16 protein-coding genes and 1 pseudogene are annotated in these 15,232 nt (G+C 71.7%); 10 read left to right on the top strand and 7 right to left on the bottom strand.

Annotated features, from left to right (window positions below; genetic code table 11):
* Positions 1-7: 7 nt before the first annotated feature.
* Positions 8-340: a DUF6281 family protein gene (locus AC2XR2_RS28210; protein WP_491516635.1), complete on the top strand. Its 333-nt coding sequence runs from the start codon at positions 8-10 to the stop codon at positions 338-340.
* A 158-nt stretch (positions 341-498) separates the two neighbouring features.
* Here the strand turns inward: AC2XR2_RS28210 and AC2XR2_RS28205 are convergent, their stop codons facing one another.
* A complete protein-coding gene (locus tag AC2XR2_RS28205) occupies positions 499-1,242 on the bottom strand; it encodes a SigE family RNA polymerase sigma factor (protein WP_449351761.1) in 744 nt (247 codons plus the stop codon).
* A 230-nt stretch (positions 1,243-1,472) separates the two neighbouring features.
* Between AC2XR2_RS28205 and afsQ1 the strand changes: the two genes are divergently transcribed.
* The 5 genes from afsQ1 (at position 1,473) to AC2XR2_RS28180 (ending at position 5,542) form a co-directional block, all read left to right on the top strand.
* Positions 1,473-2,150, top strand: coding sequence for a two-component system response regulator AfsQ1 (gene afsQ1, locus AC2XR2_RS28200; protein WP_020141253.1), 678 nt, complete (start codon positions 1,473-1,475; stop codon positions 2,148-2,150).
* Entirely contained in the window at positions 2,147-3,724 is a 1,578-nt protein-coding gene (locus tag AC2XR2_RS28195; protein WP_491516634.1) for an ATP-binding protein, read from the top strand. Before afsQ1 ends, AC2XR2_RS28195 begins: the two co-directional genes overlap by 4 nt.
* A gap of 245 nt (positions 3,725-3,969) precedes the next feature.
* Positions 3,970-4,608 (top strand): hypothetical protein, encoded by a 639-nt coding sequence (locus AC2XR2_RS28190; RefSeq protein WP_381298515.1) that lies wholly within the window; start codon positions 3,970-3,972, stop codon positions 4,606-4,608.
* Between the two features lie 93 nt (positions 4,609-4,701).
* Complete coding sequence (locus tag AC2XR2_RS28185) at positions 4,702-5,250, top strand: VanZ family protein (protein WP_491516633.1); 549 nt, start codon at positions 4,702-4,704, stop codon at positions 5,248-5,250.
* Between the two features lie 91 nt (positions 5,251-5,341).
* A complete protein-coding gene (locus tag AC2XR2_RS28180; RefSeq protein WP_328780767.1) occupies positions 5,342-5,542 on the top strand; it encodes a PspC domain-containing protein in 201 nt (66 codons plus the stop codon).
* Between the two features lie 126 nt (positions 5,543-5,668).
* On the opposite strand, the gene AC2XR2_RS28175 is transcribed toward AC2XR2_RS28180, so the two are convergent.
* Together AC2XR2_RS28175 and AC2XR2_RS28170 are read right to left on the bottom strand one after the other, a co-directional pair.
* A complete protein-coding gene (locus tag AC2XR2_RS28175) occupies positions 5,669-6,031 on the bottom strand; it encodes an ATP-binding protein (RefSeq protein WP_330264801.1) in 363 nt (120 codons plus the stop codon).
* A gap of 138 nt (positions 6,032-6,169) precedes the next feature.
* The gene (locus AC2XR2_RS28170; protein WP_381298317.1) at positions 6,170-7,333 is read right to left on the bottom strand and encodes an adenosine deaminase; all 1,164 of its coding nucleotides are present in this window, start codon (positions 7,331-7,333) and stop codon (positions 6,170-6,172) included.
* A gap of 113 nt (positions 7,334-7,446) precedes the next feature.
* On the opposite strand from AC2XR2_RS28170, the gene AC2XR2_RS28165 reads away from it, so the two are divergent.
* Entirely contained in the window at positions 7,447-8,205 is a 759-nt protein-coding gene (locus tag AC2XR2_RS28165) for a dienelactone hydrolase family protein (RefSeq protein ID WP_491516632.1), read from the top strand.
* A gap of 1 nt (position 8,206) precedes the next feature.
* On the opposite strand, the gene AC2XR2_RS28160 is transcribed toward AC2XR2_RS28165, so the two are convergent.
* On the bottom strand, positions 8,207-9,157 hold the full coding sequence (locus tag AC2XR2_RS28160) for a LysR family transcriptional regulator (protein ID WP_330264804.1): 951 nt from the start codon (positions 9,155-9,157) through the stop codon (positions 8,207-8,209).
* 63 nt (positions 9,158-9,220) lie between these two features.
* Between AC2XR2_RS28160 and AC2XR2_RS28155 the strand changes: the two genes are divergently transcribed.
* Positions 9,221-10,636, top strand: coding sequence for an MFS transporter (locus AC2XR2_RS28155; protein ID WP_491516631.1), 1,416 nt, complete (start codon positions 9,221-9,223; stop codon positions 10,634-10,636).
* Positions 10,637-10,992: 356 nt separating this feature from the next.
* Positions 10,993-12,006: a sigma-70 family RNA polymerase sigma factor gene (locus AC2XR2_RS28150; RefSeq protein WP_491516630.1), complete on the top strand. Its 1,014-nt coding sequence runs from the start codon at positions 10,993-10,995 to the stop codon at positions 12,004-12,006.
* On the opposite strand, the gene AC2XR2_RS28145 is transcribed toward AC2XR2_RS28150, so the two are convergent.
* Positions 11,890-12,276, bottom strand: coding sequence for an STAS domain-containing protein (locus AC2XR2_RS28145; protein WP_491516629.1), 387 nt, complete (start codon positions 12,274-12,276; stop codon positions 11,890-11,892). The two genes, AC2XR2_RS28150 and AC2XR2_RS28145, sit on opposite strands and share 117 nt — an antisense overlap.
* Before the next feature lie 144 nt (positions 12,277-12,420).
* Between AC2XR2_RS28145 and AC2XR2_RS28140 the strand changes: the two genes are divergently transcribed.
* Positions 12,421-13,344, top strand: a complete 924-nt coding sequence (locus AC2XR2_RS28140; RefSeq protein WP_491516628.1) for an AEC family transporter — start codon at positions 12,421-12,423, stop codon at positions 13,342-13,344.
* Position 13,345: 1 nt separating this feature from the next.
* On the opposite strand, the pseudogene AC2XR2_RS28135 reads toward AC2XR2_RS28140, so the two are convergent.
* Positions 13,346-13,871: pseudogene (locus AC2XR2_RS28135) on the bottom strand (Uma2 family endonuclease).
* Between the two features lie 57 nt (positions 13,872-13,928).
* The gene (locus tag AC2XR2_RS28130) at positions 13,929-15,206 is read right to left on the bottom strand and encodes a thymidine phosphorylase (RefSeq protein ID WP_491518515.1); all 1,278 of its coding nucleotides are present in this window, start codon (positions 15,204-15,206) and stop codon (positions 13,929-13,931) included.
* Positions 15,207-15,232 lie beyond the last annotated feature (26 nt).

Below are 15,232 nucleotides of genomic sequence, written 5' to 3'. Positions count from 1 at the left end.
GAAGCCGATGACAACTGCCCAGCGGGTTCTCGCGTTCGTCCTCCTCGCGGCCGTGGCCGGCTGCGGCCCGGGCGAGGAGTCCGGCGAGGCCGCGGCCTCCTGTGCGGGTGCGGTGCGGTACGAGAACCGCGTCTATCTGCCCGCCGGAGAGATCGGCTTCACGGTGGGCGAGCGGCTGGGGACCGCCGAGATCCCGGAGTGCGACGACACCCCGGGCGACTCCGAGGTCACGATCCCGCACGGCACGACCGGCGTGTACGCCGTCGAGGGGCGGGAGCCCGCCGAGGCCGTCGCGGTCGGTGACACGGCCGCCGGGGCGAGGCTGATGGAGGCCGGCTGAGCGCGCACGAAGAAGCGGGACTGGAAGGACCCCCCGGCCCTCCAGTCCCGCTTCCTGGTGCTTCCCCGTTGTCCCCCGCCCGGGTACCGGCCCCCCAGCCGATACCCGGTCCCCCACTGGTGGTGCTCCCCCGATGGTGGTGCTGTCCCCCCGAACCCTCAGGCCACGAGCTCCCCGAAGGCGTTCTCCTCGTCACGGCCGAAGCTGAGGACCTCGTCCTCGCGCAGGCGGCGCAGGGACCGCCAGATGCTGGACTTCACCGTGCCGACACTGATGTCGAGGATCTCCGCGATCTCCGGGTCGGTGCGGCCCTCGTAGTAACGAAGGACCAGCATCGTGCGCTGGAGTTCGGGGAGCCGGGCGAGCGCCTGCCACAGGACCGCGCGCAGTTCGGTGCCGCGCATCGCGTCCGTGTCGCCGGGCGTCTCCGGCAGTTCCTCGGTCGGGTACTCGTTCAGCTTGCGGCGGCGCCACGCGCTGATGTGCAGGTTCGTCATGGTGCGGCGGAGGTAGCCCCCGACCGCGGCCTTGTCGCTGATCCGGTCCCACGCCTTGTACGTCGAGAACAGCGCGCTCTGCAGCAGGTCCTCGGCCTCGAAGCGGTCACCGGTCAGGTGGTAGGCGGTGGCGTACAGGGAGGCGCGGCGCTCCTGGACGTAGGCGGTGAACTCCGCCTCCGACAGCGAACGACGCTCCCCCGTGCCCTCCCTGTACGACGATCCCCCGTGCGCTTCCCCCGTGAAGGTGTCAACCACCGACATGTACGTGGTGTGCTGACGCCCGGTGCCGCGAGCGCACCCCCGCCCGCTTGCGGCACCGGACTTCTCGGAACCCCGGCCCCCGTTCACGTCGTGGAGACGCGTGATCACTGCGCCAGTGTTGGTGCTGTGCAGCGTGTTCATCTCGCGCCCCCCGTCGTGGACTTCCGGTGTTCGGTCGTTCCGGGCGGTACTTCCTTGCCCGTGCCGAGAAGCTTGCCCTCGCACCTTCATGGCCGTGTCCGCCGACTGTCACAGACCTGTCACAGGGCCCCGTCGCAGGAATCGCACAGGACGGGCACAGAGAGCAGCGCTATGCGCACGCAGGTGTACAGGTGTCGATACCCGGCCGTGCCATGGGCCAGAATGAGCCCGTGCCTTCCCTGTTGCTGATCGAGGACGACGACGCCATCCGTACCGCCCTGGAGCTGAGCCTCACGCGCCAGGGTCACCGGGTTGCCACCGCTGCCACCGGCGAGGACGGCCTCAAACTGCTGCGTGAGCAGCGGCCGGACCTGATCGTGCTGGACGTGATGCTGCCCGGTATCGACGGGTTCGAGGTGTGCCGGCGCATCCGGCGCACGGACCAGCTGCCGATCATTCTGCTGACCGCGCGCAGCGACGACATCGACGTGGTGGTCGGGCTGGAGTCCGGCGCCGACGACTACGTGGTCAAGCCGATCCAGGGGCGGGTCCTCGACGCCCGGATCCGGGCCGTGCTGCGGCGCGGTGAACGCGAGTCGACGGACGCGGCGAGCTTCGGGTCCCTGGTCATCGACCGTGCGGCCATGACCGTCACGAAGAACGGCGAGGACCTGCAGCTGACGCCCACCGAGCTGAGGCTGCTCCTGGAGCTGTCCCGGCGGCCCGGTCAGGCGCTGTCCCGCCAGCAGTTGCTGCGGCTGGTGTGGGAGCACGACTACCTCGGTGACTCCCGTCTGGTGGACGCCTGTGTGCAGCGGCTGCGCGCCAAGGTCGAGGACGTGCCGTCGTCCCCGACGCTGATCCGGACCGTGCGGGGTGTGGGCTACCGGCTGGACACGCCTCAGTGACCGAAGCGCAAGGGGGGCTCCGCGGCTGGTTCGCGGCTCGCAAGGGTGTGTGGTCACGGCTGCGTTTCACCAGTCTGCGACTGCGTCTGGTCGTGGTGTTCGGCCTGGTGGCGCTGACCGCCGCCGTGTCCGCGTCCGGGATCGCCTACTGGCTCAACCGCGAGGCGGTCCTCACCCGCGCCCAGGACGCGGTGCTGCGGGACTTCCAGCAGGAGATGCAGAACCGCGCGGGCGCCCTGCCGGCGGATCCCACACAGGACGAACTCCAGCAGGCCGCCGGGCAGATGGCGGGCAGCAGCCAGCGCTTCAGCGTGCTGCTGGTCGCCGACGACGTGAACGGCAGGACGGTGTACGGCACTTCGGGCGCCCTGGACGGGTTCACGCTCCAGGACGTGCCGGTGTCGCTGCGCGAGGCGGTGAACGAGAAGCAGAATATCGACTCCGCCAACAAGTCCGCCTACCACCTGTACTGGCAGCGGATCGTCGACCACGACACGCCGTATCTGGTCGCCGGTACGCGCGTGATCGGCGGCGGTCCGACCGGCTACATGCTCAAGTCCCTCGAGCCGGAGGCCAAGGACCTCAACTCCCTTGCCTGGTCGCTGGGTATCGCCACCGGCCTCGCCCTGATCGGCTCCGCGCTGCTCGCGCAGGCCGCCGCGACGACCGTACTGAAGCCGGTGCACCGGCTGGGAGTTGCCGCCCGGCGGCTCGGCGAGGGTCGCCTCGACACCCGGCTCAGGGTCTCCGGCACCGACGAACTCGCGGACCTGTCACGGACGTTCAACTACGCGGCCGAGGCGCTGGAGAAGCGGGTCGAGGACATGGCCGCGCGCGACGACGCCTCGCGGCGCTTCGTGGCGGACATGAGCCACGAGCTGCGGACGCCGCTGACCGCGATCACCGCCGTCACGGAGATCCTGGAGGAGGAGCTGGAGGCGGAGTCCGGCTCCATGGACCCGATGATCGAACCGGCGGTCCGGCTGGTGGTCAGCGAGACCCGCAGGCTCAACGACCTGGTGGAGAACCTGATGGAGGTCACCCGCTTCGACGCGGGTACGGCCCGGCTGGTCCTCGACGACGTCGACGTGGCCGACCAGATCACGGCGTGCATCGACGCGCGCGCGTGGCTGGACGCGGTGGAGCTGGACGCCGAGCGCGGGATCCACGCCCGCCTGGACCCGCGGCGCCTGGACGTCATCCTGGCCAACCTCATCGGCAACGCGCTCAAGCACGGTGGCTCGCCGGTGCGGGTGGCCGTGCGCGCCGCGGACGACGAGGTGGTCATCCGGGTCCGGGACCACGGTCCCGGCATCCCCGAGGACGTCCTCCCGCACGTCTTCGACCGCTTCTACAAGGCCAGCGCCTCCCGCCCCCGCTCCGAGGGCAGCGGCCTCGGCCTCTCCATCGCCCTGGAGAACGCCCACATCCACGGCGGCGAGATCACCGCGGCCAACTCCCCCGACGGCGGCGCCGTCTTCACCCTCCACCTCCCGCGCGACGCCTCGGCCCTGGCAGAACAACTGACAGAGACCAAGAAGGACGACGCCGGGGCGAAGAAGGGGGACGTGTGATGGACACGGGGCGGCGACGGGGGCAGGCCGGCTGGGAGACGAAGTCCCCTGTCGGCGGCGGGGAGACGCGGGCACAGGTCGGCGAGGAGACACAGCCGCGCCCCGGGCGGGCGGCTCAGACGCCGGTCGGCGGGGAGGCGCGGACGCGGGTCGGCCAGGAGACACAGCCGCGCGTCGGCTCGGCGGCCTCCGTGCCCTTGCTCGGCGGGCGGCGGGCCGGGCAGGGCGGTGCGTCGCTGTCCCGGCTGCAGGGCGCGGGCCGGGTCCGGAAGACGCGGGCCGGTGTCGCCGTGCGGCGGCTGCTCGCGTTGCCCGTGCTCGCGGTGCTGGTCGCCGGGTGCGGGATCCGGTCCACCGAGGTGCCCACCGACTTCGGGCCCGCGCCCTCCCGGGTGCGGTGTTCCCTGTCGGAGTCGGGGGCGGCGCAGGCGTCCGGGGGGCTGGCCGTGCAGGTGTTCCTGCTGTGCGGGTCGTCGCTGGTGGCCGTGGACCGGACCGTACGGGTGCCGGACGGCACCGAGGACTCCGAGCGGCGGGTGCTGGTCGCGCAGGGCCTCCTCGACCAGCTCGCCAAGGCTCCGTCGGCTGCCGAGCAGGACGCCGGGTACCAGACGTACGTCCGCGGCGGCACGACCGTCAGCGGACCGCGCCCCAAGGACCCCGAGGACACGCTCCGGCTGAGCACCCCGCCCGCCGACCTCTCCCGCTACGCCCTCGCGCAGCTCGTGTGCACGTTCTCCGACTCGGCCGCGGCCGAGGGCGACGGCTCCGTCATCCTCGGCGGCCCCGGCACCGCCCCCCTGCGCCGCTACGACTGCACGGACCAGGTCCGCTCCCAGCCGAGCAGCCACCAGCCGCCGTCGAGCGAGGTGACCGGCGGCTGACGGGGGTCCGACGACCACGTGTGGCGCAGACCTCACCCAGGTACCTCGGGGTGTTCCGGAACCGATCGTGCCGAGCGCGGCGTCTAGGGGGTCGTGCAGCAAGGCTTCATCGGCGGCAATACCGCCCTTCGCGTCCGTGTGGCAGGAGGTGTCCTCCTCGTCGCACACCTCGCGTTCGTCGCCTGGTACAGGCTGCGGCCACTGGACGTCCCGTGGGTCGTCCCCGCCAACCTGCACCCCCTGGCCGGCATCCGCGCCGACCTCGCGCTCGGCTGGCAGGAGGCGGCCCGCCGGATCGGCGAGGGGCTCGCCCTGCTCGCCCCGCTCGGCTTCCTGATCCCGATGGCGCACGGCAGGCTCTGGGCGTCCACGCTGGGCTCCCTGGTCCGTACGGCCGCCGCAGGGGCCCTGATCTCCCTGGGCATCGCGCTGCTCCAGACCGGTGTCCCCGGCCAGGTCGTCGACATCGACTCGCTGCTCCTGAACACCGCCGGTGTGGCGCTCGCGCACCTCGCGGTCGTGCCGGCGGCCCGCCACTGGCTCCGTCGCGGGACCGGGCGCGGCCCTCGCCCGTCCGTCCGCCAGGAGGAGCCGGCTCAGGGTAGGACCCCGACGATTCCCAGGGTCGGGATCGCACCGTAGAGCGACGCTTTGCGTCTTTCGTCTCCGTAGCGTGGAAAGCAGTTGGAGGGTCACTCGGACTCTCCCACCCGACGCTCGCGAAGGAGCCGCAATGTCCCGCCTCGCCCGCCCCACCAACGGCCGCATGATCGGCGGAGTGTGTGCCGCGCTGGCACGGCGCTTCGGCACCTCCGCGACCACCATGCGCGTGATCTTCCTGGTCTCCTGTCTGCTGCCGGGCCCGCAGTTCCTGCTCTACATCGCCCTGTGGATCCTGTTCCCCTCGGAGGACAAGGCGCAGGCCGCCTGGTAGCACCCCGTGCGCACGTACGCCGGTGGGGCGCACCCCGAGTTCAGGGGGTGCGCCCCACCGGCGCGTGCGAGGAGCGGCGGGCCTTGAGGACCTCACTGCCTCAGGGCCGCCTCATGACTCCGTGGCTCAGCCGAGCGGCAGGCCGTTCACGCCGGTGCCGGCGCCACCGCCGGGCAGGACCTTGCCGATCGGCAGGCCGCCGAGGAGACCGGCGACGGGCGCGGTCGGACCGTCGGCGAGCACCCGCTGGGCGGCGGGCTGCGCGGCCGCGAGGCCCGCGCCGAGCGCCGGCTGGGCCTGCGCCAGCGCCTCACCGGCACCCGGGAGCGCCTTGGTGAGGTTCTCGGTGGGGAGCCCCTGGGAGACGGTGCCGAGCGCCTGGGAGGCGTCCGGGACCGCCGGAGCGGCGTTCGCGGCACCCGCGCCGGCCGCGGCGAAGGCGGCACCGAGGGCGGCGACACCGAGGGTCTTGGCAGCAGACTGCTTCATGAAATGCGTCCTCGAAATGGGTTTACGGGGATGTGAGCGGTCCACGACCGTAAACATGCGCACCCGCCCGCCGCAAACATCGAAATGCGGACGGATTGTGAACACCCGCCCGCATTCCGTACCGGAGAATTCCCGGGATCAGTCGTCCTCGGCCACAGAACCGCTGGTGGAGGCCGTCTGCTGGAACAGCCATTCGGACTTCAGCTCGGCATATCCGGGCTTGATGACGTCATTGATCATCGCGAGTCGTTCATCGAAAGGAATGAACGCTGATTTCATCGCATTGACGGAGAACCACTGCATGTCGTCGAGCGTATAGCCGAACGCGTCGACAAGATGCTCGAATTCCCGGCTCATGCTGGTCCCGGACATCAGCCGGTTGTCGGTGTTCACGGTGGCCCGGAAGTGCAGCCGCCGCAGGAGTCCGATCGGGTGCTCGGCGTACGAGGTCGCCGCCCCGGTCTGGAGGTTGGAGCTGGGGCACAGCTCCAGCGGGATCCGCTTGTCCCGGACGTAGGAGGCGAGCCGGCCGAGCTTGACGGTGCCGTCCTCGTGGACCTGGATGTCGTCGATGATGCGCACCCCGTGCCCGAGCCGGTCGGCGCCGCACCACTGGAGCGCCTGCCAGATGGACGGCAGCCCGAAGGCCTCACCGGCGTGGATGGTGAAGTGGTTGTTCTCGCGCTTGAGGTACTCGAAGGCGTCGAGGTGCCGGGTGGGCGGGTAGCCGGCCTCGGCGCCCGCGATGTCGAAGCCGACGACGCCGAGGTCGCGGTACCGGTTGGCGAGCTCGGCGATCTCCAGGGCGCGGGCCGCGTGCCGCATCGCGGTCAGCAGGGCGCCGACGCGGATGCGGTGGCCGTTCGCCCTGGCCCTCCGCTCGCCTTCCCGGAAGCCCTCGTTGACGGCCTCGACGACCTCTTCGAGGGTCAGGCCCTTCTCGAGATGCTGTTCGGGGGCGTACCGGACCTCGGCGTAGACGACGCCGTCCTCGGCGAGGTCCTCGGCACACTCGGCGGCCACCCGGGTCAGGGCCTCGCGGGTCTGCATGACGCCGACGGTGTGCGAGAAGGTCTCCAGGTACCGCTCCAGCGAACCGGAGTCGGCGGCCTCGCGGAACCAGACGCCGAGCCGGTCCGCGTCGTGCTCGGGGAGTTGGCCGTACCCGGTCTCCCGGGCGAGGTCGACGATCGTGCCGGGACGCAGCCCGCCGTCGAGGTGATCGTGCAGCAGAACCTTGGGTGCCCGGCGGATCTGGTCCGAGCTCGGGGAGGTCCCCGTCCGGTCAGTCTTGCTCGTCATTTCCGCACTCTAACGCCTACGCGCGTAGATCGCCCGCTGTACGGATCCGTCGATACCCAACGGTGACCGCCCCGCCTCGTGTCGTACACCCGCGCTTCTGACACTGTTCTGCCATGGCACAGCAAGCGACGCCGGTTCGCAGCGCCCGACTGGGCAGGACACTCGGCCCGGAGCCGGCGGCGGTGAGCGGTGTGGTGCTGCTCCTCCCGAGCGGCGACGAAACCTCTCTGCGCAGGCCCTCCGCCATGCGACTGCCGTCCTCCGTACGGTCGTTGGGGCGACGGCTGGCCCGCGCGGGCCGGCCGGACGGACTGGCGGCGCACCTCGTGCACTACCGCTACCGCGGGTGGAACGGCAGCGAGGCGCATCTCGCGCAGGACGCCAACTGGGCCGCGGACGAGGTCGTACGGCGCTACGGCGACGTTTCCGTGGCCCTGGTCGGCGTCGGTATGGGCGGGCGGGCGGCGCTGCACGCGGGTGGGCACGAGGCGGTCAACTCCGTGGTGGCGATCGCGCCTTGGCTGCCCGAGGAGGACATGGCGGCCTCCCCCGAACCGGTGAAGCAGCTCGTGGGCCGGCGCGTGCTGGTGGTGCACGGCACGAACGACCGACGCACCGATCCCGAGCTGTCGTTCCGGCTCGCGTCCCGGGCGAAGAAGGCGAACCGGGACGTGTGCCGGTTCGAAGTCCACTCCGACGGACACGGGTTGCACCAGTACCGGTCCGAAGTACAGGCGCTGACCGAGGACTTCGTGATGGGGGCGCTGTTCGGACGGGCACTGTCCCGGCCTGTGCAGGACGCGCTGGCCGCACCTCCGCCGCTGGGGCTGCGGATGCCGCTCGCCTCCGGGTTCGGGGGGCGGCGGCGGTAGGTCAGGGCAGCAGGCTGCCCCGTCTCGACAGCAGGAACTTCTTGAAGGCGGCCACCGGGGGTGTGTCCGGGTGGCCGTCCAGCCAGGCGACGCCGATCTCCCGTACCGCCCTCGGCGCGGTGACGGTCAGCTCCACCACCCCCGGGCGGGGAAAGGCCGGCGGTGGCAGCAGCGCGACGCCCAGTCCGGCCGCCACCAGGCCCCGCAGCGTCTCGGCCTCCTCCCCCTCGAAGGCGATCCGCGGCTTGAAGCCGGCCTCCTGGCAGAGGTCGTCGGTGATGCGGCGGAGGCCGTAGCCGGGTTCCAGGGTGACGAAGGCCTCCTCGGCGGCCTCGGCGAGGCGGACGCGCCTGCGGGCCGCGAGCGGGTGGTCGGCGGGGACCACGAGCCGCAGCTTCTGTTCGTCGAGGCGGCGGGCGACGAGGTCCGGGGCGTCCGGGACCGGGGAGGTCAGACACAGGTCCAGCTCTCCCGCGCGCAGGCGTTCGATCATCGCCTCGCCGTAGTTCTGGACCAGGCTGAAGCGGACCCGGGGATGGTCGGCGCGGAAGGCGCGGATCAGGCCGGGGACGGTCTCCGACCCCATGGTGTGCAGGAACCCGAAGGCGACCTTGCCGGTGGCCGGGTCGGCGTCCGCGCGGACCTCGTCGGCGGCGCGCCGGATCTCGGCGAGGGCCCGTTCGACGGAGGCGAGGAAGGTGCGTCCCGCGGGGGTGAGGGAGACCGTACGGCCGATGCGGGCGAACAGGTCGACACCGAGGTCCTGCTCCAGGCGGACCATCGCACGCGAGAGCGTCGACTGGGGTACGTCCATCTCCTGGGCGGCGCGGGTGACGTGCTCGGTGCGGGCGACGCCGGCGAAGTGGGCGAGCCGTGGGGCCAGCAACATCACCATGTCTTCTGTGTCACTGGATGGTGACAGGTGCGCCCGTGACCTGTGCTGATGCTCCATGGGAACGATTATGGCGGATCCATGCATTGGACGGATAAGCGCGGTCGTACGTAACTTCGAGGCATGCCTGCCAGTACCGAGGCGTCCACCCGCGTGGGCGCCGTGCCTCCCGCCCCTGCCCCCGACTCCCGCCTGACCCCGGGCGGCCCCGGCTACCGCCGGATGAGCTTCGCCCTCTTCCTCGCCGGTGTCGCGACCTTCGCGCTGCTGTACTCCACGCAGGCCCTGCTGCCGCTGATCTCGGGCGAGTTCGGGGTAGCGGCGAGCGAGGCGAGCTGGACGGTGGCGGCCGCGACCGGCGGGCTGGCGCTGTTCGTCCTGCCGATGAGCGCCCTCTCCGAGCGCTTCGGACGCCGTACGGTCATGACGGCCTCGCTGGCGGTCGCGGTGACGGTCGGTCTCCTGGTCCCCTTCGCGCCCTCGCTGCCCGTGCTGGTGGCGCTGCGGGCGGTGCAGGGGGCGGCCCTGGCCGGACTGCCGGCCTCCGCGACGGCGTATCTCGCCGAGGAGGTCCGCCCGAAGGCCCTGGTCACGGCGATCGGTCTGTTCGTGGCCAGCAACAGCGTGGGCGGCATGAGCGGGCGGGTCATCACCGGCTGGGTCGCGCAGGAATGGGGCTGGCGGGTGGCCGTCGGGGTCATCGGCGCGCTCGCGGTGGCCTGTGCGGTGGCGTTCCGCCTGCTGCTACCGGCGCCGCAGCACTTCCAGGCGGGCTCCCTGAAGCCGCGCGTGCTGCTCGGCACGGTGCGGGAACACCTGGGTGACCCGCTGCTGCGCCGCCTCTACGCGATCGGTGCCCTGTTCATGACGGTCTTCGGCGGCGTGTACACGGTGATCGGCTACCGCCTGACCGAGGCGCCCTTCTCGCTCCCCCAGGGCATCGTGGGCTCGATCTTCCTGGTCTACCTGGTGGGCACGGTGTCCGCGTCCACGGCGGGCCGCCTGGTCGGCCGCCTCGGCCGCCGGGGCGCCCTGTACGCGGCGGGCGGTACGACGGCGACGGGCCTGCTGCTCTCCCTCGCGGGCTCCCTCCCCCTGGTCCTGCTCGGCCTGGTCCTGATCACGGGCGGCTTCTTCGCGGGCCACGCGGTCGCCTCGTCGGCGGTCAGCAAGACGGCCACCCACGGCCGCGCCCAGGCCTCGGCCCTCTACCAGTCGGCCTACTACATCGGCTCCAGCGCGGGCAGCACGGTCGGCGCGCTCGCCTTCCACGCGGGCGGCTGGGCCGGAACGGTCGGGGTGGGCCTCCTCGCGGTGCTCGGCGTCGTGTCGATCACCGTCCTCGGAACACGTGCGGCAAGGGCCGGCCAGGCACATTCCCGTCGTCAGCCCGAAGGGCTGGCCGGGCGGCGTCTGGTGCGTGCGATCGCAAGGCGCCGGAGCGCCCTCGTGGCGGAGCCACGTGGGCGGTTCGGCAACGCGGCGAGCGTGCGTGCCAGGCGCCGCCCGGCAGGCGGGAATGTGCCTGGCCGGCCCTAAGACCCAGCAGCGGCTCGCGACGGCCTGAGCCGCACGTTTCGCTTCCCCTGGCCGGGGTCGGCCGGCCAGGGGATCGTGTCGTTCCTGGGGGCTGCGCCCCCAGACCCCCATCGGCCCTGAAGGGGCCTCGTCCTCAAACGCCGGACAGGCTGATTTCAGCCCGTCCGGCCTTTGAGGAGCGGGGGTGGAAGGGGGCGGAGCCCCCTGGAGGACGGGACGGGTAGGGGCGGCGGGGGCGAGAGACTCCCTGACCTGCACGTTCAACCACTCGGCACGCCATTGTCAGACCCCTGCGGTAGCTTCCAAGTACTGGGCGCAAAGGCGCGACACAGCACGGCCACAGGGGTGGGTGGACGATGACGGACAGTACGACGACGACAGACCTCGATCTCAGGCTCGAGAAGCACCGCACCGAGCTGACGGGTTACTGCTACCGCATGCTCGGCTCCTCCTTCGAGGCCGAGGACGCGGTGCAGGACACGATGGTGCGGGCCTGGCGCAGCTACGACAAGTTCGAGGGCCGCTCCAGCCTCCGCTCGTGGCTGTACCGCATCGCGACCAACGTCTGTCTGGACATGCTGACGGCCGGCAACAAGCGCGCCCGCCCCATGGACCTCTCCGAGTCGACGCCCCTCGCCCAGGCCGCCCTCTCCCCCCGCCCGGACCACACCTGGCTGGAACCGATGCCCGACAACCGCATCCTGCCCACCGTCGAGGACCCGGCCGAGGCGGCCGTCGCCAAGGAGACCGTCCGGCTCGCCTTCATGGCCGCCCTCCAGCAACTGCCCCCCAAGCAGCGCGCGGTGCTGATCCTGCGCGAGGTGCTCGCCTGGAAGGCCAGCGAGGTCGCCGAGCTGCTCGACACCTCCGTCGCCTCCGTCAACAGCGCCCTCCAGCGCGCCCGCGCCACGCTCGCCGAGCGGGAGGAGCACGGCGCCGACGCGGCCGTGTCCGACCCGCTCGACGAGGAGCAGCAGAAGCTCCTGGAGCGCTATGTGAAGGCGTTCGAGGGGTACGACATGACGGCCCTGACGGCTCTCCTCCACGAGGACGCCATCATGACGATGCCGCCGTTCGACCTGTGGCTGACGGGCCACGACGACATCACCGGCTTCATGACCACCCTGGGCTCGGCCTGCGAGGGCTCCCGCCTGGTGCCGGTGCAGGTCAACGGCCTGCCGGGGTTCGCCCAGTACAAGCCGGACCCGGAGAAGGGCGGCTACAGCCCGTGGGCGGTCCAGGTGCTGGAGATCTCAGAGGGCCGGCTCACCGGGTTCCACTTCTTCCTCGACACCCAGCGCTGGTTCCCGCTGTTCGGTCTGCCCCTCCACCTCGAAGCGGAGGCCGACGAGGTCAAGGAGGGCGTGTAGCGCGGGGTCGGGGTCGCGCAGTCTGATCCGGCCCCCGGCCCGCCGGGCGGCCAGCTGGAGCCGGGCGAGCAGGTCCACCGCGCCGAGCCCTGGTGGACCGAGCCCGGCGACATCGCACACCACCACCCCGGCGCGGGTCGTCCGCAGCAGCGCCCCGACCTCGTCGCTCAGCCCCGTCACCTCGTCCCGGGTGACGGGGCCGGTCAGCACGAGTACAGCGGGTGTCATGGCGTCCACGATCGGTAGACCGGGCGGGTGGGCGTAACTCATCGGCCCTGCCGCGAGGACGGCCGCCTCGGCGCGGGCAGGATCACGTTGACCTGGGTGGCACCTTCCCCCGAGGGTTACCTGTATGCGCCACCCATCAGCACCTCCCTGGATACCCCACGCCCTCCTCACCCTTGAGGAGCCCCCGTGCAGGGAGTGCTGACCGGCTTCGCGGTGATCGCGGTGGTCATCGGGGTCGGCTACCTCATCGGCCTGCGCGGATACCTCGGTGACCAGGGCCGGGAGGTCCTGACCAAGCTCGCCTTCCATGTCGCCTCCCCCGCCCTGCTGTTCACCACGCTCGCGAAGGCCGACCTGTCGGTGATCTTCTCCAGCCGCCTGCTGGTGACCGCGCTCAGCACGGCAGCGGCGGCGGGCGTCTTCGTGGCGGTGGGTGTCGTACGGGGGTGGGGGCTGGGCCGTACGACGATCGGCGCGCTGTGCTCGTCGTACGTCAACTCCGGCAACCTCGGCATCCCCATCGCGGTGTACGTCCTCGGTGACGCCTCACTCGTGGCGCCGGTGCTGCTGTTCCAGCTGGTCGGGGTGACCCCGGTCGCGCTGACGGTCCTCGACCTGGCGTCCGGCGAGGGCGAGAAGGGCCCGCTGTGGCGGCGACTGCTCACTCCGCTGCGCAATCCGATCGCGGTGGGCTCACTGGCCGGCGTGGCGGTCTCGGCGGCCGGGCTGAAGGTCCCGGCCCCCGTCATGGACCCCCTCACGCTCATCGGCGGCATGTCGGTCCCGGCGGTCCTGCTCGCCTTCGGCATCTCCCTGTGCGGCAGCACGATGCCCGGCCGGGGCCCGGACCGCGGGCTCGTCCTGCTCTCGGTCGCGCTGAAGTCGGTGGGGCAGCCGGTGGCGGCCTGGGCGCTGGCGGCCGGCGTCTTCGGCCTCCACGGAGCGCAACTCCTCGACGTGGTGGTGACATCGGCCCTGCCGGCCGCGCAGAACCTCTACACCTACGCGTCGACCTACGGCGTGGGCGAGCGCCTGGCCCGGGACTCGATCCTGGTGTCGACGGTGGTGTCGGTACCGGTGCTGGTGGTCGTGGCGGCGTTGTTGGGGTGACTCACGTCGCGGGGAACTCACCGGTGTCGATGACGAGGTCGAAGGGGGCCGGGATGGTGAGGGCTTCGCCGAACTCGGCGGCTGCCAGCGGGGTGTAGACGTCTCCCCGGGGCTCTCCGTAGAGGGTCGCGGTGGGGCCGTCCGGCGCCCAGCGGTCGACAAGGAGGTAGAGCGGGACGGCCGCGGAGGCGTAGGCGGCGGGTTTGGTCACCCGGTCGTGGCGGGCGGTGGCCCGGGAGGTGACCTCCACGACGAGTTCGGCCCGGCCGGCGTCGACAAAGGCCTGGTCGGTCGTGAGCAACGCGTCCTGGGGCACCACGGCGACATCGGGGACGTGGAGACCGAGGCGGGGTGGCACTGCGAGGACCAACCGCTGAGTACGGCGTCACGGCGATCAGTCCGTCGATGATCTCCACGCGGCAGCCTCGGGGGACCTCCGACTGCCGCCAGACCCACACCAGTTCGTCCCACTCGCTGTCGGCCATGATGTAGTCGCCGTCGAGCACGTCCATGGAGTCAGCCAACATGCCGAACGGGATCGGCGGGCAGCCGCGCCGATCCCGTTCACTCGAAAGAACTCCCGCTCAGGCGATGCGCTCCAGCACCACCTGCGACGCCGTGAACGCCGTACCCGCCGCCTCGATGTCGTAGGAACCCGCGATCGACTCGAGCGCGTAGGCGAAGCGTTCCGGCGTGTCCGTGTGGAGGGTCAGGAGGGGCTGGCCCTCGGTGACCGTGTCGCCCGGCTTGGCGTGCATCTCCACGCCCGCGCCCGCCTGCACCGGGTCCTCCTTGCGGGCACGCCCCGCGCCGAGGCGCCAGGCGGCGACGCCGATGCCGTAGGCGTCGAGGCGGGTCAGGACGCCCGAGGACGGGGCCTTGATCACGTGCTGCTCGCGGGCCACCGGCAAGGACGCGTCCGGGTCGCCGCCCTGCGCCGCGATCATCCGCCGCCACACGTCCATCGCGGAGCCGTCGGCCAGCGCCTTCGCCGGGTCGGCGTCACGGATGCCGGCCGCGGCCAGCATCTCGTGGGCCAGGGCGATCGTGAGTTCCACGACGTCCGAGGGGCCGCCGCCCGCCAGGACCTCGACCGACTCGCGGACTTCGAGGGCGTTGCCCGCCGTGAGGCCGAGCGGGGTCGACATGTCCGTCAGGAGCGCGACCGTCCTGACGCCGTGGTCGGTGCCCAGACCCACCATCGTGGACGCCAGCTCCCGCGCGTCCTCGATGGTCTTCATGAACGCGCCGGTGCCGACCTTGACGTCGAGCACGAGCGAACCCGTGCCCTCCGCGATCTTCTTCGACATGATCGACGAGGCGATCAGCGGGATCGCCTCGACCGTGCCGGTGACGTCCCGCAGGGCGTACAGCTTCTTGTCGGCCGGGGCCAGGCCGTCACCCGCCGCGCAGATCACCGCGCCGGTGGTGTCGAGGACGTTCAGCATCTCCTCGTTCGACAGCAGCGCGCGCCAGCCGGGGACCGACTCCAGCTTGTCGAGCGTGCCGCCGGTGTGGCCGAGGCCGCGGCCCGAGAGCTGGGGCACGGCCGCGCCGCAGGCCGCCACCAGGGGCGCCAGCGGCAGCGTGATCTTGTCGCCGACACCTCCCGTGGAGTGTTTGTCCGCCGTGGGGCGGGAGAGGGACGAGAAGTCCATCCGCTCGCCCGAGGCGATCATCGCGGCCGTCCAGCGGGCGATCTCGCGGCGGTTCATGCCGTTGAGCAGGATGGCCATCGCGAGCGCGGACATCTGCTCGTCGGCGACCTCCCCGCGGGTGTACGCGTCGATGACCCAGTCGATCTGCTCGTCGCTGAGTTCGCCGCGGTCCCGCTTGGTGCGGATGACGGAGATGACGTCCATGGCCATGCAGGGCTTTCCTTCCGGGA

It is taken from the genome of Streptomyces sp. LS-MS-L19 (assembly GCF_058382285.1).
Note: the sequence above shows the minus strand (reverse complement) of the source record. Positions and strands in the feature narration are given on the sequence as shown.